General features: G+C 60.9%; 14 protein-coding genes. 10 read left to right on the top strand and 4 right to left on the bottom strand.

Annotation, left to right across the window (positions count from 1 at the left end):
• Positions 1 to 68: 68 nt before the first annotated feature.
• The 5 genes from lrp (at position 69) to serS (ending at position 6,718) form a co-directional block, all read left to right on the top strand.
• Positions 69 to 572 carry a leucine-responsive transcriptional regulator Lrp gene (lrp, locus tag C7I36_RS03915; RefSeq protein WP_094040810.1) on the top strand — a complete coding sequence of 168 codons (504 nt, stop codon included), beginning with the start codon at positions 69 to 71 and terminating at the stop codon, positions 570 to 572.
• Between the two features lie 167 nt (positions 573 to 739).
• Positions 740 to 3,310 (top strand): DNA translocase FtsK, encoded by a 2,571-nt coding sequence (locus C7I36_RS03920; RefSeq protein ID WP_281258119.1) that lies wholly within the window; start codon positions 740 to 742, stop codon positions 3,308 to 3,310.
• 3 nt (positions 3,311 to 3,313) lie between these two features.
• A complete protein-coding gene (gene lolA, locus C7I36_RS03925; RefSeq protein ID WP_106452426.1) occupies positions 3,314 to 3,922 on the top strand; it encodes an outer membrane lipoprotein periplasmic chaperone LolA in 609 nt (202 codons plus the stop codon).
• 73 nt (positions 3,923 to 3,995) lie between these two features.
• A complete protein-coding gene (locus tag C7I36_RS03930) occupies positions 3,996 to 5,321 on the top strand; it encodes a replication-associated recombination protein A (RefSeq protein ID WP_106452427.1) in 1,326 nt (441 codons plus the stop codon).
• 98 nt (positions 5,322 to 5,419) lie between these two features.
• The gene (serS, locus tag C7I36_RS03935) at positions 5,420 to 6,718 is read left to right on the top strand and encodes a serine--tRNA ligase (protein WP_106452428.1); all 1,299 of its coding nucleotides are present in this window, start codon (positions 5,420 to 5,422) and stop codon (positions 6,716 to 6,718) included.
• 66 nt (positions 6,719 to 6,784) lie between these two features.
• Here the strand turns inward: serS and C7I36_RS03940 are convergent, their stop codons facing one another.
• A complete protein-coding gene (locus C7I36_RS03940; protein WP_106452429.1) occupies positions 6,785 to 7,012 on the bottom strand; it encodes a DUF2798 domain-containing protein in 228 nt (75 codons plus the stop codon).
• 322 nt (positions 7,013 to 7,334) lie between these two features.
• Between C7I36_RS03940 and C7I36_RS03945 the strand changes: the two genes are divergently transcribed.
• The 3 genes from C7I36_RS03945 to purF all read left to right on the top strand — a co-directional run bounded on the left by C7I36_RS03945 (position 7,335) and on the right by purF (position 11,130).
• Positions 7,335 to 8,951, top strand: coding sequence for an AbgT family transporter (locus C7I36_RS03945; protein ID WP_106452430.1), 1,617 nt, complete (start codon positions 7,335 to 7,337; stop codon positions 8,949 to 8,951).
• Positions 8,952 to 9,103: 152 nt separating this feature from the next.
• The gene (locus C7I36_RS03950; protein ID WP_106452431.1) at positions 9,104 to 9,589 is read left to right on the top strand and encodes a CvpA family protein; all 486 of its coding nucleotides are present in this window, start codon (positions 9,104 to 9,106) and stop codon (positions 9,587 to 9,589) included.
• 20 nt (positions 9,590 to 9,609) lie between these two features.
• Positions 9,610 to 11,130, top strand: coding sequence for an amidophosphoribosyltransferase (purF, locus tag C7I36_RS03955; RefSeq protein ID WP_106452432.1), 1,521 nt, complete (start codon positions 9,610 to 9,612; stop codon positions 11,128 to 11,130).
• A 64-nt stretch (positions 11,131 to 11,194) separates the two neighbouring features.
• On the opposite strand, the gene C7I36_RS03960 is transcribed toward purF, so the two are convergent.
• Both C7I36_RS03960 and C7I36_RS03965 read right to left on the bottom strand, forming a co-directional pair.
• Positions 11,195 to 11,794 (bottom strand): Yip1 family protein, encoded by a 600-nt coding sequence (locus tag C7I36_RS03960; RefSeq protein ID WP_106452433.1) that lies wholly within the window; start codon positions 11,792 to 11,794, stop codon positions 11,195 to 11,197.
• A 154-nt stretch (positions 11,795 to 11,948) separates the two neighbouring features.
• A complete protein-coding gene (locus C7I36_RS03965; protein WP_106452434.1) occupies positions 11,949 to 12,692 on the bottom strand; it encodes an alpha/beta fold hydrolase in 744 nt (247 codons plus the stop codon).
• A gap of 181 nt (positions 12,693 to 12,873) precedes the next feature.
• Here C7I36_RS03965 and C7I36_RS03970 point away from each other — a divergent pair, with 181 nt between their 5' ends.
• On the top strand, positions 12,874 to 15,507 hold the full coding sequence (locus C7I36_RS03970) for an EAL domain-containing protein (protein ID WP_106452435.1): 2,634 nt from the start codon (positions 12,874 to 12,876) through the stop codon (positions 15,505 to 15,507).
• Between the two features lie 51 nt (positions 15,508 to 15,558).
• On the opposite strand, the gene C7I36_RS03975 is transcribed toward C7I36_RS03970, so the two are convergent.
• A complete protein-coding gene (locus tag C7I36_RS03975) occupies positions 15,559 to 16,650 on the bottom strand; it encodes a YkvI family membrane protein (protein WP_106452436.1) in 1,092 nt (363 codons plus the stop codon).
• A 407-nt stretch (positions 16,651 to 17,057) separates the two neighbouring features.
• On the opposite strand from C7I36_RS03975, the gene C7I36_RS03980 reads away from it, so the two are divergent.
• On the top strand, positions 17,058 to 18,266 hold the full coding sequence (locus C7I36_RS03980) for an MFS transporter (protein ID WP_106452437.1): 1,209 nt from the start codon (positions 17,058 to 17,060) through the stop codon (positions 18,264 to 18,266).
• Positions 18,267 to 18,276 lie beyond the last annotated feature (10 nt).

An 18,276-nucleotide genomic window follows, 5' to 3' on the forward strand; every position in this document is an offset into this window, starting at 1 on the left:
TCACAGCCTGTTTTTGTGCCATATAAGTTGCATGCTAATAGTGGAATGTACCAAAAATGAGTCAAAGGATGGATGAAGTGTTGGATGCGAACAACCGTCCGGTCAAAGAACTCGACCGTATCGATCGCAACATACTCAATGAGCTTCAGCAGGATGGCCGTATCTCCAACGTCGAGCTGTCCAAACGAGTGGGGTTGAGTCCCACTCCCTGTCTGGAACGGGTGCGTCGCCTGGAGCGCCAGGGGTATATCGAGGGCTATACCGCCATTCTCAACCCCCAGTTTCTGGATGCCTCCCTGCTGGTGTTTGTGGAAATTACCCTCAACCGTGGCACCCCCGACGTATTCGACGAATTCAACGATGCGGTGCAGAAACTGGAGGAAATCCAGGAGTGCCACCTGGTGTCGGGCGACTTCGATTACCTGCTGAAAACCCGGGTAGCCGACATGTCGGCCTACCGCAAGCTGCTGGGCGAAACCCTGCTGCGCCTGCCCGGGGTCAACGACACCCGCACCTATGTGGTGATGGAAGAGGTCAAGCAGAGCAACCGCCTGGTGATTAATACCCGATAAACTGTGCTATTGTGCCCGGCTCTGGTATTTTTATGCCGGGCAGGGGGCTGACGACCATTGAATCCTGCGAGCGGCCCCGGCCGCTCGTTTGTCGTTTGGGCCCCGGCGACTTTTCCTGTCGCAGATTTGATCACGTGACATAACAATAACAAGCGAGGAGCGGACGTTTGGCGGAAAAAAAGCTGTTTACGCCCATGTCTGGGTTACAGCGTCTGTTTGAGGCCGGGTTGATCGCCATCATCCTGCTGGCCATTTTCATGATGCTGTCGCTGGTATCCTATCACCCTTCCGATCCTGGCTGGTCACAAACCGCCTGGGGCGGCGAGATCAGCAATGCCGCCGGTCCGGCCGGCGCCTGGCTGGCGGACATACTGTTGTTCGTGTTCGGCTTTTCGGCCTACCTGCTGCCTCCTTTCATGGTATTCGTCGGTTGGGTGACCCTGTGGCGGCCGAAGGGGCTGACCGACATCTGCTATCTCACCCTGAGCCTGCGCATTATCGGCTTTTTGATGCTGCTGCTGAGCCTGCTGGCGCTGGCCAGCATGAACATCGGCAATATCTACTACTTTTCTTCCGGTGGCCTGGTCGGCGACATGCTGGCCGGTGCCCTTAATCCGGTCTTCGGCGGCCTGGGCACCACCCTGATGCTGCTGTGCTGTTTTGCCACCGGCGTGACTTTTTTTACCGGTTGGTCCTGGCTGTTGATCGTGGAGCGACTGGGTGCGCTGGTGCTGGAGGCGCCGGGCTGGCTGGCTGAGGCGCCTGCGCGTATCGCCGACTGGCAGGCCGGTCGACGGCAGGAGCAGAAAGCGCCCCAGGAAACCCCCGTTCGGGCCGAGGCGCTACCGGCCTTTGCCGGTGCCGAGTCCGGTTTTGCCGGTTGGCGCCGTTTCCGGGACAGGCTCGGCCAACCGGCTGCCGAGACTGCGGACCAGACCGTCTTTGAAGACGAAGATCCGCTGTTGGCTCCTGCCGCTCCGGCGGTCCGTTCCGGTCCCGCGCCCCAGAAAAAAGCGCCGCCGGCCCGGCGCGAGCCGGTGCTCAAGGTTCCGGACGAGGAAGACGAGACACCGCCGCTGGCCACCCTCGCCGAAGTCAACGGCTGGGATCTGGATGAGGAGGAGGAAGAGCTGGATCTGCCCTGGCTCAAGGAGCAGGACGAGGAACAAGATACGCCTTCCGTTTCCCGTGCACCGGCGGCTCCGCCCCCTGCTGCTGCCCGGGCCCGGCGTCAGGATTTAACCCCGCTGCCGCCGGTGGATTTGCTCGATCCGCCCAAACCCAGACAGCATGCGGTGAGCGAGGCCGAGCTCGAACGCATCGCCCGCCTGGTGGAGGCCAAGCTGGCCGACTACAACGTCCAGGCCAATGTGGTGGGCGTCTATCCGGGGCCGGTGATCACTCGTTTCGAGCTGGATCTGGCCCCCGGGGTCAAGGTCAGCAAGATCACCAACCTGGCGCGGGATCTGGCCCGCTCCCTGTCCGCCATCAGTGTACGGGTGGTGGAAGTGATCCCCGGCAAGCCCTATGTGGGGCTGGAGCTGCCCAATACCCGGCGCGAGACCGTTTATCTGCGGGAAGTGCTCGACAGCGAGCCCTTCCGCCGCAGCGAGCACCCGCTTACCCTGGTGCTGGGTCAGGACATCGCCGGCGAACCGGTGGTGGTCAATCTGGCCAAGATGCCCCACGTGCTGGTGGCGGGCACCACCGGCTCGGGCAAGTCGGTGGGGGTCAACGTCATGATCTTGTCGATGCTGTACAAGGCCACGCCGGAAGACGTGCGCTTTATCATGATCGACCCCAAGATGCTGGAGCTGTCGGTGTACGAGGGCATTCCCCACCTGCTGACCGAAGTGGTCACCGACATGAAGGAGGCGGCCAATGCTCTGCGCTGGTGCGTGGGCGAGATGGAACGCCGCTACAAGCTGATGTCGGCCATGGGGGTGCGCAACCTCAAGGGCTTCAATACCAAGATCCAGGAGGCCATCGATGCCGGCGAGCCGCTGCGCGATCCCCTGTGGCAGCCGACCCAGTCGATGGACACCTATCCGCCGGCGCTTGAAAAACTGCCCCACATTGTGGTGGTGATCGACGAGTTCGCCGACATGATGATGATCGTCGGCAAGAAGGTGGAGGAACTGATCGCCCGTATCGCCCAGAAGGCGCGGGCGGCGGGCATCCACCTGATACTGGCGACCCAGCGGCCCTCGGTGGACGTGATCACCGGGCTTATCAAGGCCAACATTCCGACCCGGATGTCGTTCCAGGTATCGAGCAAGATAGACTCGCGCACCATCCTCGATCAGCAGGGAGCCGAGTCGCTGCTGGGCATGGGCGACATGCTCTATCTGCCCGCCGGCGACAGCAACCCCACCCGGGTGCACGGCGCCTTTGTGGATGACCACGAGGTGCACCGGGTGGTCGCGGCCTGGAAGGAGCGGGGCGAACCCGATTACATCGAGGATATCCTGAACGGCGACGTGGGCGCCGATGGCCTGTTGCCCGGGGAAGTGCCGGAAGGGGGCGACGATGGCGAACTGGACGAGCTGTTCGACCAGGCGGTGGCTTTTGTCGTAGAGAGTCGCCGTGGCTCTACCTCCAGCGTGCAGCGCAAGTTCAAAATAGGCTACAACAGGGCCGCCCGCATCATCGAGCAGATGGAGCACCAGGGCATAGTGAGTCCTGCGGGCAGCAATGGTCAACGTGAAGTGCTGGCGCCCGCGCCGGCCAGGGAGTAATGAATGAAGAAACTGGCAACCTTGGGTGTGCTGTTGTGGTCGGTGAGCGCCGTGGCGCTGGCCGATGCCCGGGCCGAACTCCGGCAGAAACTGTCTGCCTTCGAGCAGTTTTCCGCCGATTTCAGCCAACAGGTATTTGATGAAAGCGGCGATCCCATGCAAAGTGCCGAGGGAAGCATGCAACTGGCCCGGCCCGATCGGTTTCGCTGGCACACGGCGACTCCGGACGAAAGCCTGATCGTGTCCAATGGCACCGATGTGTGGATCTATGATCCCTTTGTCGAGCAGGTCAGCATAGTGCCCCTGGAGCAGGCGGTGCAGAATACCCCCTTTTTGCTGATTTCCGGCAGTGACGACAGCCGCTGGCAACAATACCGGGTCACCCGCAAGGGGGCCGATTATGTGGTGACCAGCAAGGATCCGGGAGAGCTGATTCAGGAGTTCAGCCTGCGCTTTGACCATGCCAACCGCATCGAGCGCTTTACCGTGCTCGAGTCCGGCGGCCAGCGCAGCGAGTTCAGCCTGCGCAACATCAATACCGCTCCGGCCACCGCGGCCGACAGCTTCCAGTTTACGCCGCCGGCCGGGGTAATGATCGACGACCAGCGCTAAGAAAGCGTCCGCAGAGGGAGTGATAAGCGGTAAGCTGACAGCTTACCGCTTTGTTTTATGGGAGAATGACGGGATGAGCACCCTGAGCCTGGATTTCGAGCAGGAGGACTTTCGTCCCCTGGCGGCGCGGATGCGCCCGGAGCGGCTGGAACAGTACCTGGGCCAGCAGCATATACTGGGGCCGGGCAAGCCGCTGCGCCGGGCGCTGGAAGCGGGGCACTGCCATTCCATGATCCTGTGGGGGCCGCCGGGCACCGGCAAGACCACCTTGGCCGAGCTGGTGGCCGCATACTGCGACGCCCAGGTGGAGCGGGTGTCGGCGGTCACTTCCGGGGTCAAGGAAATCCGCACCGCCATCGAGCGGGCACGCGGGCACAAGCTCGCCGGACGGCGCACCATTTTGTTCGTGGACGAGGTGCACCGCTTCAACAAGTCCCAGCAGGACGCCTTTCTGCCTCATATCGAGGACGGCACCGTCACCTTTATCGGGGCCACCACCGAAAATCCCTCCTTCGAACTCAACAACGCTCTGCTGTCCCGGGCCCGGGTCTACCTGCTCAAGCGGCTGGAAACCGGCGAGGTGGAAGCCATGATCGAACAGGCCTTGACCGATGAGCGCGGCCTGGCGGGGCAGGGCATCATACTTGCCGATGGCGTGCGGCGTGCCCTGGCCGAGCTGGTGGACGGAGACGGCCGCAAGGCGCTCAACTACCTCGAGCTGCTGGCGGACATGGCTGAAGAGCAGAGTGGCGTGCGTCGCATCGACAAGGCCCTGCTGGCGGAGGTGACCGGCGAACGGCTGGCCCGTTTCGATAACCAGGGCGATCTCTATTACGATCTGATCTCGGCGGTGCACAAATCCATTCGCGGCTCCAACCCGGACGCCGGCCTGTACTGGTACGCACGGATGATAGCCGCCGGCTGCGATCCGCTCTACATCGCCCGCCGGCTACTGGCCATCGCCTCGGAAGACGTGGGCCTGGCCGATCCCAAGGCCATGGAGGTGGCACTGGCGGCCTGGGATTGTTTTACCCGGGTGGGCCCGGCGGAAGGAGAGCGGGCCATCGCCCAGGCTATTGTCTATCTGGCCTGCGCGCCCAAGAGCAATGCCCTCTATACCGCCTGGAAAGCGGCGCTGCAGGATGCCCGGGAGCAGCCGGACTTCGAGGTGCCCCTCCATCTGCGCAATGCGCCCACCAAATTGATGAAGGAGCTGGGCCACGGCGCCGAATACCGTTATGCCCACAACGAGCCGGGTGCCTATGCCGCCGGCGAGACCTATTTGCCCGAGGGGCTGCGGGATCGGTGCTACTATGTGCCCAACGAGCGGGGCTTCGAGCAGAAGATCAAGGCCAAGCTCGACTACCTCAAAGGCCTGGACGAGCAGGCCGGTAGCTAGCGCCGGCCTTGGCCCGCCGGCCGCTATGCTGATAAACTGCCGTCGATGACCCATTTCCGACCCTGCGTGCACACGCATTACAAGAATTAAGGTAACTCATGCTGGATCCCAAATACCTGCGCAGCGATATTGACGAGACGGCCGCGCGGCTGGCAAGCCGTGGTTTCACTCTGGACGTCGAGCTGTTCAACCGCCTGGAAGAAAGGCGCAAGACCCTGCAGTCCCGCACCCAGGAGCTGCAGGCCGAACGCAACGCCCGCTCCAAGGCCATCGGCGCCGCCGCCCGCAGCGGCGAGGACATTGCCCCGCTGAAGGAGGCGGTGTCGGCCATCAACGACGAGCTGGACGGCTGCAAGGTGGAGCTGGACCAGCTGCTGAACGACATTCAGGACTTTTGTGCCGCCATTCCCAACCTGCCCCATGAGTCGGTGCCGGTGGGCAGGGACGAGCACGACAACCAGCTGGTGCGCAGCTGGGGCCAGCCCACTGAGCTCGGCTTTGAGCCCAAGGATCATGTGGCCCTGGGCGAGGCCCTGGCCGGGCTGGACTTTGAAGGGGCGGTCAAGCTGTCCGGCTCCCGTTTTGTGATCATGCAGGGGCAGATTGCCCGCCTGCACCGGGCCCTGGCCCAGTTCATGCTGGACCTGCACACCACCGAGCACGGCTACACCGAATGCTATGTACCCTACTTGGTGAACAGCGACAGCCTCTATGGCACCGGCCAGTTGCCCAAGTTCTCCGCCGATCTGTTCCACACCGCCATTGAAGGCGAGGGTGAGGAAGAGGGCAAGGTGCGCCGCTTCTCGCTGATCCCCACCTCGGAAGTGCCGCTGACCAACATCGGCCGGGACGAGATTTTTGAGCCGGCCCGGCTGCCGCTCAAGTTCACCGCCCACACTCCCTGTTTCCGCTCCGAAGCCGGCTCCTATGGTCGGGATACCCGGGGGCTTATCCGCATGCACCAGTTCGACAAGGTGGAAATGGTGCAACTGGTGCACCCCGACACCTCCTGGGACGCGCTGGAGGAAATGGTCGGTCATGCGGAGAAGGTATTGCAGAGCCTGTGCCTGCCCTACCGGGTGATGGCCCTGTGCACCGGCGACATGGGCTTTGGTGCCGCCAAGACCTACGATCTGGAAGTCTGGCTGCCGGCCCAGAATACATACCGGGAAATTTCGTCCGTGTCCAACTGCGGCGACTTCCAGGCGCGTCGGATGCAAGCCCGGGTGCGCGGTGCGGACGGCAAGCCCCAGCTGCTGCATACCCTTAACGGCTCCGGACTGGCGGTGGGCCGCACCCTGGTGGCCGTGCTGGAAAACTATCAGCAGCAAGACGGTCGTATCGCCGTGCCCGAGGTGCTGCAACCCTATATGGGCGGACTCAAGTTTATCGGCTGAATCATCCGCCGGTCTGCTTCCACAGCCGGGGCCTGGGCCCCGGCTGTGCCGTTTCTGGCCTCCGCCTCAGGGGCGCAGCAGGCGTCCGGTCAGTTGCTGCAAGCGGGGGGCGCCAAGCAGGATCAGCACAAAGGCGATGGGCCAGGCAATGGTAAAGGCGTGTCCCCAGCGGGCCAGGAAGTTGCCGCTCAGGCCGGTGTTGGCCCAGGTGATCACGCCTGTCATCAGCGTCACCATATAAATCGACATCAGTACCGAAAACACCAGTCTGGCGTAGCGGCGGGGAAAAATCATGGCCTTGTCCTCTGTCTGGGGGCGGGATGGTAGGGCGACCAGTTTAGCCCGCCCCGGGCTGGGCATCCAGCCATGTCAGCAAACGTTTATCTTGATCTCCTTGCTTAATGCCGGTTAAAGAATCTGTAAAAAATAAACAAATCAGCATCATGTTTTATTGATGGGCACTTCTTCCTGTGTATAATCCGCCGTCTGATTTTTGAGTTTTAGCATTTACATTTGTCTTTTGTTTTTGTGGTGGATGTTTAATCTGCCACAGAGAAACTAGGTGGCCAAAAAATCTGCCTTGGCGGATGCTGGCCCGTACCATGGAGTAAGCGACATGACGTCCCGTTCAACCGACTACGCCGCCCGCCCGGACGGCAATACCGGGCCGGAGCCGAAAAAAGGCGCCTTTACCCGTTTCCTCGATGTGGTGGAATGGCTGGGCAACCTGCTGCCCCATCCCATCACCCTGTTCGCCATCTTTTGCGGTGTTATCCTGGTGGCTTCCGGTATTGCCGGCTACTTTGAGGTCAGCGTGGCCGATCCCCGGCCCGAAGGAGCGCCCGGGCGCGCCGCCGACGGCATGATCCAGGTGGTGAGCCTGCTCAACGGTGAAGGCCTGTCCCGCATTGTCAGCAGCCTGGTGAGCAACTTTACCGGCTTTGCCCCGCTTGGTACCGTGCTGGTAGCCCTGCTGGGGGTCGGTATTGCCGAGCACTCCGGGCTGCTGTCCGCCACCATGCGCGCCCTGGTGATGAACGCCTCCAAACGTATGGTCACCGTCACCATCGTCTTCGCCGGCATCGTCTCCAACACCGCCTCCGAGCTGGGCTATGTAGTGCTGATCCCGCTGGCGGCGATGATCTTCCACTCTCTGGGGCGCCATCCTTTGGCCGGCCTGGCGGCGGCTTTCGCCGGGGTGTCCGGCGGCTACAGCGCCAACCTGCTGCTGGGCACGGTGGATCCGCTGTTGTCGGGCATTACCCAGACCGCGGCCCGCATCATCGATCCCGGCTATGTGGTGGGGCCCGAGGTGAACTGGTACTTCATGTTCGTCAGTACCTTTGTGATCTCTGCCCTGGGTGCCTTCGTTACCGAGAAAATCGTCGAGCCCAAGCTTGGCAAGTACAACCAGGACGACGCCGCCGTCGATCTGGATGCGGCCGAGATGGGCAAGGTCACCGCCCAGGAAAAACGGGCGCTGAAAGGTGCCGGCCTGGCGGCCCTGGCAGTCAGCGTACTGCTGGCCCTGACCATAGTGCCCGAGGGCGGCGTGCTGCGTCACCCCATCACCGGTGAGGTGGCCGGTTCGCCTTTCCTCAAGGGCATAGTGGTGTTCATTTTCGTATTTTTCGCCATTCCCGGCTTCGTTTATGGCCGCATGATGGGCACCATGAACAATGATCGGGACGTGATCGACGCCATGTCCAGAAGCATGAGCTCCATGGGCATGTACATAGTGCTGGTATTCTTTGCCGCCCAGTTCGTGGCCTTTTTCAGCTGGACCAACTTCGGTACCGTGATTGCGGTGCAGGGGGCGACTTTCCTGCAGAATGTGGGCCTGACCGGGCCGGCGTTGATGCTGTGCTTTATCGTGCTGTGCGGCTTCATCAACCTGATGATAGGCTCAGCGTCGGCCCAATGGGCGGTCACCGCCCCCATCTTCGTGCCCATGCTGATGCTGGTGGGCTATGCTCCCGAGGCCATACAGGCGGCCTACCGTATCGGGGATTCGACCACCAACATCATCACCCCCATGATGAGCTATTTCGGTCTGATCATGGCGGTGGCGGCCCGTTACCAGAAAAACATGGGTATCGGCACCCTGATGGCGATGATGCTGCCCTATTCCATCGTGTTCATGATTGGCTGGAGCGCGCTTTTCTACCTGTGGGTATTCGTGTTCGGTCTGCCGGTGGGTCCGGGGGCGGCGACTTACTATCACGGCCTGTAAGGCTTGCGCGGGCCCGGAATGGCGACATTCCGGGCCCGACGTCCACCGGGCGGATAGTTTGATGTTGAATGAAATTTATCCGCTTTTTCTTCGCCTTTTGTCGGGCTCCTTTGGTAGAATGCGCGGCAATTAAGAGGTCCCCGGCAATACAGATGGTTTGGATAGACTACGCAATTCTCGGCATTATCGGCCTGTCGGCACTCATCAGTCTGGTCAGGGGCTTTGTCAAGGAAGCCATGTCGCTTGCCACCTGGATCGCCGCCTTTTTTGTTGCCAGTCGCTTTTATGCCGATCTGGCGGTCTTTCTCGATATTTCCGACCCCCTGTTTCGCAATGGGGTCGCCATTGCCATCCTTTTTGTGCTGACCCTGATCCTGGGGGCCCTGATCAATTACATCATCGGCGAGCTGGTCAGCAAGACCGGCCTGTCCGGCACCGACCGGGTGCTCGGCGTCTGCTTTGGTGCCGTGCGTGGCGTCTTTATTGTCGCCGCCCTGTTGTTGTTCATCGATACCATGACCGGCTTCGCCCAGACCGACTGGTGGCAGCAGTCCAGGCTAATCCCCGAGTTCGGTATCGTGATCCAGTGGTTTTTCAGCCTGGTGCAGAATTCATCCAGCTTTTTACCCAAGCCATAGCGAGTTGAGGAAATTAGGACATGTGTGGGATTGTCGGTATTCAAGGTACGACCCCGGTAAATCAGGCGCTGTATGATGCCCTGACGGTACTTCAGCACAGAGGTCAGGACGCGGCCGGCATTGTCACCATTTCGGGTGATACCTTCCGTCAGCGCAAGGCCAACGGGCTGGTGCGGGACGTGTTTGAAGAGCGCCACATGGAGCGGCTTATCGGCAACGTGGGCATCGGCCATGTGCGCTATCCCACCGCCGGCAGCAGCAGTGTGGCCCAGGCCCAGCCTTTTTACGTCAACTCTCCCTTCGGTATTGCTCTGGCGCACAACGGCAACCTGACCAACGCCCGCGAGCTGAAGGAAGAGCAGTTCCGGGTGGCGCGCCGCCACATCAACACCACCTCCGATTCCGAGGTGCTGATCAACGTGCTGGCCCACGAGCTGGATCAACAGACCCAGAACCTGCACCTGGAGCCGGGTCATGTGTTCGCCGCTGTCAGCCGGGTACACCGCAAGGTGCGCGGTGCCTATGCCGCCGTGGCGGTGATCATCGGCCATGGCATGCTGGCGTTTCGCGACCCCAACGGCATTCGTCCGCTGGTGCTGGGCAAGCGTGATGCGGAAGACGGCAGTATAGAATACATGGTGGCCTCCGAGAGCGTGGCCCTGGACGCGGTGGGCTTTACCCTGATCCGCGACGTGGCCCCGGGCGAGGCGGTGTATATCACAGAGCAGGGCGAACTGTTCACCCAGCAGTGCGCTGACGAGCCCCAGCACCACTCCTGCATTTTCGAGTATGTGTATTTTGCCCGTCCCGACTCCTTTATCGACAAGGTGTCCGTCTATGCCGCCCGGGTGCGGATGGGCCAGAAACTGGGTGCCAAGATTGCCCGGGAGTGGGAAGATCTGAACATCGACGTGGTGATCCCCATTCCGGAAACCTCCTGCGATATCGCTCTGGAGATTGCCCATAACCTGCAGTTGCCTTATCGCCAGGGCTTTGTGAAAAACCGCTATATCGGCCGTACTTTTATCATGCCCGGCCAGCAGCAGCGCCGGCAGTCGGTGCGCCGCAAGCTGAATGCCATTCCGTCCGAATTTGCCGGCAAGAACGTGCTGCTGGTGGACGACTCCATAGTGCGCGGCACCACTTCCGAGCAGATCATTCAAATGGCCCGGGACGCGGGCGCCAGGAAGGTGTATTTCGCCTCGGCGGCACCGGAAATCCGTTTCCCCAACGTCTACGGTATCGACATGCCCTCCGCCAACGAGCTGATCGCCTATGGCCGGGAAGTGGATGAAATTTGCCAGCTGATCGGCGCCGATGGCCTTATCTTCCAGGATCTGGAAGACCTGGAGGACGCGGTGCGCCATTTCAATCCGGAGCTGCGCCGGTTCGAGACCTCGGTGTTTACCGGTGAATATGTGACCCAGGACGTCAACCAGGAATACCTGGACGATCTTAACGCGCAGCGCAATGACGGTGCCCGGCAGCAGGACAGCATCGATAACAGCCACCTGGAAATGTACAACGAAGGCCAGTCCTAGGCGGCGGATAAGATAAACGGCAAAAAGGGGTCGCAAGACCCCTTTTTTCGTTACTGTGCCGGTACTACTGGGTGTAGATGGGGCCCAGACCCCAGCTCCAGACAATCACCGAGCCGACCATGATGCACACCAGCAGCACCAGGCCGCAGGTCACCACGGAGCTGGCGTAAATAAAGCCGCGCTCTTCGGGAATGTGCATGATGATGGGAACCCCGGAATAAAGCAGGTAAACCGAGTAGGAAAGCCCCGCCAGCCCTACCAGCATCAGGAAAACCGGCTCGGGGTAGAGCACCGCCAGGCCGGTCATAAACAGGGGGGTGGCGGTATAGGCGGCGAGCTCCATGCTCTGGGTGAAGCTCGGACTGGCGCCGAAGGTTTTGGCCATCCAGAAGGTAAGGTAGGCCAGGGCGAAGACGCCGCCGATCAGGGTGAAATACATGCCTACCGACATGAACAGGGCGCTCTGGGTGGTCAGCATGATGGTGTTGCTGGTGCCGAAGTCCCAGCCGATCAGGGTGGCGGAAATAAAGGTGCACACCGCCGGTATCAGGGCGATGAACGCCAGGTGGGTAAGGCTGTAGTTCAGGCTTTCATGGTGATGATCTATGGTATGCCACTCATCCTTGGGGTGCGCATACAGTCCCCATATATGGTTCAAAATCATGGCTTTATCCCCTTAAATAAGTCATTGCCAAGCGGCGGACCCGCGGGCAGGAGCGGTGTGTCGTCCGCCCTTGCCTCTGATTAGTTATTGGCCAGAGTCCTTGCAGCGTCAAGGCGGGCTACGTATAAACCACAATTTTGCAACCTGCTTCAAACTAATCCTCGAACGCCTCGGCGATGCGCTGCAATACCCAATCGGGGGCATCCAGGGGCAGGTCGTGGCCGGCGCCGGCACAGCGGTACAGGGGGCGGCCCCAGTATTCGGCCAGGGCCTGGCTGCAGGCGGGATGAACCAGCCGGTCGGCACCGCCGTTGAGAATGAGCAAGGGGCAGCCGGGCGGCTTGGCCGGCAGGCGGTAGCGCAGGGCGGCGAGCAACTGGCGCAGGGTGTTGCTCCGGCGGGGCGGTTGTGCGGCGGCAATATCGGCCCAGCGCGCTATGATGTCGGCGTCAGTGGCATGGTACTGGCTGGTCAGCGACAGTATGGTGCTTTCCTGTACCCGGGGATCCCGTTGCCAGAGCAACCACCTGAGCAACGGTGCCCAGGCCGTTGGCCGCAACCGCTGATGCCAGGGGCTCAGTCCGGCAAAGCTGGCGTTAAGCAGCACCAGGCCTGCGACTTCATGCGGATAGCGGCAGGCCCAGTCGGTAGCGACCATGGCGCCGAGGGACAGCCCGAGCAAGCGTACCGGTCGCGGGCGAGACCACTGCCGCCTGAGCCAGTCGGTGGTGGCGGCAATGGTGGCCGGGCTGGTCTGAGCGACGGCCTGGCCAAAGCCCGGCAAATCCGCCAGGTACAGCCGGCTTTGGGGAAAGCGCTGGCGAAAGCGGGCGGGAAAGTCTTCCCAGTGGCCTTGCTCGCGCATCAGCCCGCGCAGCCATATCCAGTCTGCCGTCATACTGCGGATTCCACGCCATTTCCTCCCCGGTTTTGTGAGCCCCAAGCCGTTTCGGGTGTGGGGATTGCCCTGGCTATCTGCTAGACTGCTAACACTTTATTAGTACCCACTAAAAATAATGATGTAAGGCCGGCCCACCGGTCGACCTCCACTACTGCCCGGCGCCGAATTCCAACTTCCCATGCTGCTATCCATTATTGAACAAGCCGTTCTCCTTCTTGCCCTGGGCTGGCTGCTCTCGGTTAACGTGCGCAAGGGGGCATACCATCCCCGTCTGCTGGTACTGACGTCCGGTTTCTGGTTCGGCCTTATCGCCATCGTCTGCATGCTGATGCCCTTTACCGTGGCGCCCGGCGTGCTGCTGGACGCGCGCAATGGGGTGCTGTTTGTGGCCGGCCTGTTTGCCGGTCCGGTCTCTGCGGCCCTGGCGGCATTGCTTGCCGGTCTGTTCCGGGTTTGGCTTGGCGGGGAGGGAGTGGTGCCCGGCATCATTAATATAGTGCTTTCCCTGCTGCTGGGCCTGGGGGTTCGCCATGCGGTGGATCGGGGATGGATGCAACTGCGCCTGATACCGGTATTGCCGGCGGTGGTGGCACTACACCTGGCTGTGCTGGGTGCTATTGGCCTGATGATGAGTCCGGAGCTGCGCCCGCAGTTGTTGCACCTGGCCTGGCCTTTCCTGCTGGTGATGGTGCCGTTGACGCTGATCCTGGTGCAAATCCTCAAGGATGCGGAGCAGCGCCGGCGTGAGCAGCAGGCGTTGAGGGAAAGCGAATCCCGGCTCAGGGCCATTACCAGCGCCCTGCCGGACCTGATGTTTGTGATGGACGAGGATGGTCGCTACCTGGAGGTGGTGGCGTCCAATCCCGATCTGCTGTATGCGGCGGACGGTCAGGTCGTTGGCAAGACGGTTACCGAGTTGTTCGAGCAGGAGCAGGCGGAGGCCTTTCTTGGCTTTATCCGCCGGGCGCTGGGCAGCCAAACCGGCAGCAGCCTTATCTACCAGCTCGATACCCAGGGGGGCCGGCGTACCTTCGAGAGCCTGGCCCGGGCCATGGAAGTGCCGTTTGCCCACCGGCGTGCCGTCGTGATCCTGACCCGGGACATTACCCAGCGGGTGAAAAACGAAACCGAGTTGCGCATTGCCGCCGTGGCCTTCGAGACCGTACAGGGCATGCTGGTAACCGACGAGCACAACCGTATTTTGCGGGTCAACCAGGCCTTTACCGACATTACCGGCTATACCCCGGAGGAGGTTATCGGCCATACCCCCGCCATTTTCAGTTCGGGGCAGCACGGCCCCGAGTTTTACCGGCAGATGTGGCAGTCGATCACCCAACGGGGCCACTGGCAGGGTGAAATCTACAACAAGCGCAAGTCCGGCCACCTTTACCCCCAGTGGTTGTCGATCAGCGCGGTGCGCGACGGCAAGGGCCGGATCAGCCACTATGTCGCTTCGATCAGCGACATCACCCAGCGCAAGAAGGACGCAGAACAAATCAACCACCTGGCTTTTTACGACGCCCTGACCGGCCTGCCCAACCGGCGGCTGCTGGTGGAGCGTATTGGTCAGGTACAGGCGGCGGGCCACCGCGGCGGTACCCTGGGGGCGCTGATTTTTATTGACCTGGACAACTTCAAGGACATTAACGATCTGTGGGGGCTGCCGGTAGGGGATCAACTGCTGCAGCAGGCGGCCCAGCGGCTGAACAAGGCCGTGCGTGAAACCGATACCGTTGCCCGCCTGGGCGGCGACGAGTTTGTGGTGTTGCTGGGCGAGTTGTCCAGCGAGCCGGGGCAGGCGGCCACCCGCCTTGAGCATCTGGCCCACAAGCTGTTGTCGGTGCTGGAGCAGCCCTATGTGCACGAGTCCCATATCCTGCGCGGCAGTGCCAGCATGGGGCTGGTAACCCTGGCCGATCACAGCCTGTCTGCCGACGAATTGCTGCAGCAGGCGGAACTGGCCATGTACGAGGCCAAGTCGGCGGGCAAGGGCAAGATCCGCTTTTTCGATCCCGAGATGCAAGAGGCGGTGGCGGAGCGGCTGCGGCTGGAGGAAGACATTATCCGCGGCATGGAAGCCCGGGAGTTTTGCGTGTATTTCCAGCCCCAGGTGGATCACGACAAGGGCATTATCGGGGCCGAGGCCCTGGTGCGATGGCGTCATCCGCAGCGAGGCGTACTGGCTCCGGGGGCCTTTATACGGGTGGCCGACGAGGCCGGGCTGATGAACCGTATCGACAGTATTGTGCTGCAGCGGGCCTGTGAACAGATAGCCAGCTGGTCGCGATTGCCCGCCTTTGCCGACTTTACCGTGTCCATCAACGTCAGCGCGGCCCAGCTGTACCAGCCCGGTTTTATTGATGACGTACTGGAGGTGATCAAACTGACCGGTGCCGATCCGGCCAGGATCAAGCTGGAACTGACCGAATCCATGCTGCTCAACGACATGCCCAAGGCGATTGAACGCATGCGCATTCTCAAGTGCCATGGCATTCGTTTTGCTATCGACGACTTCGGTACCGGCTATTCCTCCCTGCATTATCTGCAGCAACTGCCGCTGGATCAGCTCAAAATCGACCAGTCCTTTGTGCGAGTGCTACCGGAAGACGAAAACAGCCTCAGCATCATACAGGCGATCACTGCCATGGCCCGCAGCCTCAAGCTGGAGGTCATCGCCGAAGGCGTGGAAAACCAGGCCCAGCGGGACCTGCTACACGCCAATGGTTGCTCCCTGTATCAGGGGTATCTGTTCTCCCGGCCTGAGCCGGCGGAGGTGATTGAGCGCATGATGGGGGCAGAAGAGAGGGCATAAAAAAACCTGCTTCCGGGGAAGCAGGTTTGGTACTGGGCGTGTTTGCCGGTATTAGAACCGGCCGGCATCTTCCGCCGACAGGGCAGGTTCGCCCGCGGGCAGTACACTGCGCTTGATGGAAGCGTAGAGCAACGCCGCCATCAGCAGCAGGCCGAGGTAGCCGAATACCGGATAAAAGATGGACACCAGGCCGGTAAAGCCAACGAAGCTCAGCACGAAGGCCAGGGCCAGGGTCGCCAGGGAAAAGACCTTGAAGCGGCGGGTTTGCACTTCTGCGAAGCGGGCACCAAACGAGAAGAACATGCTCAGCGCGGTGTTGAAAATCATGCCCAGCAGGATGAAGGAATACAGCAGCCCCAGGGTTGGCGACAGATCAGAGACGATTTTCAGCATCGGCAGGTCGAATGCCGCCACCACGTCAATTTTCGAGAAAATGGCCATATTGCTCAGCAGGATCAGGATACCCACTCCCAGGCCGCCCAGCAGGCCGCCGATGGCTGCCGTTTTCTCGTCCGCCTCGTCGCCGCCCATCAGTATGGCCATGGAACACCCTACTGCGATGTTGAAGGACACGTAATTCAGGGCCGACATGAACCAGTTGGAGATCACCGGGGTCTGCTCGGCGGCAATGGCGTTCAGCTCGGCCAGGGGAGTCTCGACCGTGGCCAGGCAATAAATGGACACCGCCACCACGAACAGGATCAGCAAGGGCGTGATGCTGCCGATGATGTTGACCACCCGGCTGACCTTGTTGACCACCGCCATGGCTACCAGCAGAGTCATGATCAGAGCGCCGACAAAAAACGGCAGGCCAAACTGCTGGCTGACCGCCGAGCCGCCGCCGGCAATCATCACCACACCGATACCGAACAGGATAAACAGCAGAATATAGTCGATGACCTTGCCGAGGTAGGGGCCGCTGATGCGGTAAATCACGTCCCCGTGGGAGCGTGCCCGGGCACGGCTGCCGAGGCGGGTCAGGGTCATGCCCATGTAGGAAAACATCAGGGTCGAGACCAGTATGGCCAGTATACCCATCAGACCAAAACTGGTGAAGTATTGCAGGATTTCCTGCCCGGAGGCGAATCCGGCGCCGATGATGGTGCCGATAAAGGCGCTGGCGATTTGTAGCTGTTTTTTCATGTAATCGGTTCCTTCGGTCAGCCGGAGGCAAGGTTCTGGCGTACGATCCCTGTACCTGACGACCATGTTTGCAAAGTATTCATTATTTTTATTAATGAATAACCATCTGCTGTGGGATCAGCAACCCGGATAGTACAGTGGCAAAACAATACTGCAACACGCAGTGGAAGATTAATATTCCTGGCGTGAAGATGATCACATAAAAAATTTAAACATTAAAATTTTGTTTATAATGCGTTAAATCTTGTTTCTTTGTTATAAGTTTTTGTAATGTAAGACTGCTTGTTTCCAACCAGGTCCGCTATCTCTTTGAGCGGATCGGTGCGAAACTGCCCTCCGGTATGTGCTGTGCAGGGCCCTATGGCCGGGCGAGCACCTGCCGGCACAGCTGCATCCGGAACCGAGCCATGACCAAAACCGCCATTTCTGTCAACCCGGCCCTCGCCGGGGAGCAGGCCAGTAATACCTTTTTCGCCGGTATTGTCGGCGCGACTGCCTTCGCCCATCTGCTCAACGACCTGATCCAGGCGATGCTGCCAGCCATTTTTCCAATGCTGAAAAGCCAGTTTTCGCTCAGCTTTGGTGAAATCGGTCTGATTGCCATGACCTATCAGCTGACTGCCGCCCTGCTGCAGCCTTGGGTGGGGTGGTATACCGACCGCCATCCCCAGCCCTACCTGTTGCCCCTGGGCATGGTGGTGACGCTGCTGGGCATTGGATTGCTGGCCAGCGCCGGCAGCCATGGCATGCTGCTCCTGGCCGCGGCCGTGGTGGGGATTGGCTCTGCCACTTTTCATCCCGAGGCGTCGCGAGTGGCCAGAATGGCATCCGGTGGCCGCTTTGGCACAGCCCAGTCCACGTTTCAGGTCGGGGGCAATACCGGCTCGGCGCTGGGACCGTTGCTGACTGCCGCCATTGTCATTCCCTACGGGCAACCGGCCATCGCCTGGTTTATGGTGGCGGCACTGATCGCGATAGGGGTGCTGCTGCGCCTGACCGGATGGACGCTGGCGCACGGACATACCCAACTGAAGGGGTTGGCTCGCCATCAGCACCGGGGACTGGAGCGTGCCGGTGTCGTGCGCGCCATTGTCGTTATCTGCCTACTGATGTTTGCCAAGTTCGTATACATTGCCTCTTTTACCAACTATTTCACCTTCTACCTGATGCAAAAATTCGATCTGGCAGTACAGGAAAGCCAGCTGTTTTTGTTTGCTTTTCTGGCGTCCGTTGCCGTCGGCACCCTGGCCGGGGGACCCGTTGGCGATCGGGTGGGAAGGAAAGCCGTGATCTGGATATCTTTTCTGGGCGTGGTGCCCTTTGCCCTGGCGCTGCCTTATATGGATCTGTTCTGGACAGCGGTGTTTGCCAGCCTGGCAGGACTGGTGATGTCTTCGGCCTTTGCCGCCCTGGTGGTTTATGCCCAGGAAGCGGTGCCGGGCCGGGTTGGCCTGGTATCCGGCCTGATGTTCGGTTTGATGTTCGGGATCGGCGGTATGGGAGCCGCTGGCCTGGGCCAACTGGCCGATCAGCACGGCATTTTGTGGGTGTACGGGGTAACTTCTTTTCTGCCACTGCTCGGCCTGGCCACCGCCTTCCTGCCCAAAACCCGTTGAGAGCATGGGA

The organism is Zobellella taiwanensis (genome assembly GCF_003012795.1).
Classification (GTDB): Bacteria; Pseudomonadota; Gammaproteobacteria; order Enterobacterales; family Aeromonadaceae; genus Oceanimonas; species Oceanimonas taiwanensis.

Excerpts from the sequence above, each read along its gene's own strand:
- serS (WP_106452428.1), top strand. The coding sequence starts at position 5,420 with ATGCTGGATCCCAAATACCTGCGCAGCGATATTGACGAGACGGCCGCG.
- C7I36_RS03980 (WP_106452437.1), top strand. The coding sequence starts at position 17,058 with ATGACCAAAACCGCCATTTCTGTCAACCCGGCCCTCGCCGGGGAGCAG.
- purF (WP_106452432.1), top strand. The coding sequence starts at position 9,610 with ATGTGTGGGATTGTCGGTATTCAAGGTACGACCCCGGTAAATCAGGCG.
- C7I36_RS03930 (WP_106452427.1), top strand. The coding sequence starts at position 3,996 with ATGAGCACCCTGAGCCTGGATTTCGAGCAGGAGGACTTTCGTCCCCTG.
- lrp (WP_094040810.1), top strand. The coding sequence starts at position 69 with ATGGATGAAGTGTTGGATGCGAACAACCGTCCGGTCAAAGAACTCGAC.
- C7I36_RS03940 (WP_106452429.1), bottom strand. The coding sequence starts at position 7,012 with ATGATTTTTCCCCGCCGCTACGCCAGACTGGTGTTTTCGGTACTGATG.
- C7I36_RS03965 (WP_106452434.1), bottom strand. The coding sequence starts at position 12,692 with ATGACGGCAGACTGGATATGGCTGCGCGGGCTGATGCGCGAGCAAGGC.
- C7I36_RS03960 (WP_106452433.1), bottom strand. The coding sequence starts at position 11,794 with ATGATTTTGAACCATATATGGGGACTGTATGCGCACCCCAAGGATGAG.
- C7I36_RS03970 (WP_106452435.1), top strand. The coding sequence starts at position 12,874 with ATGCTGCTATCCATTATTGAACAAGCCGTTCTCCTTCTTGCCCTGGGC.
- C7I36_RS03975 (WP_106452436.1), bottom strand. The coding sequence starts at position 16,650 with ATGAAAAAACAGCTACAAATCGCCAGCGCCTTTATCGGCACCATCATC.
- C7I36_RS03945 (WP_106452430.1), top strand. The coding sequence starts at position 7,335 with ATGACGTCCCGTTCAACCGACTACGCCGCCCGCCCGGACGGCAATACC.
- C7I36_RS03950 (WP_106452431.1), top strand. The coding sequence starts at position 9,104 with ATGGTTTGGATAGACTACGCAATTCTCGGCATTATCGGCCTGTCGGCA.
- lolA (WP_106452426.1), top strand. The coding sequence starts at position 3,314 with ATGAAGAAACTGGCAACCTTGGGTGTGCTGTTGTGGTCGGTGAGCGCC.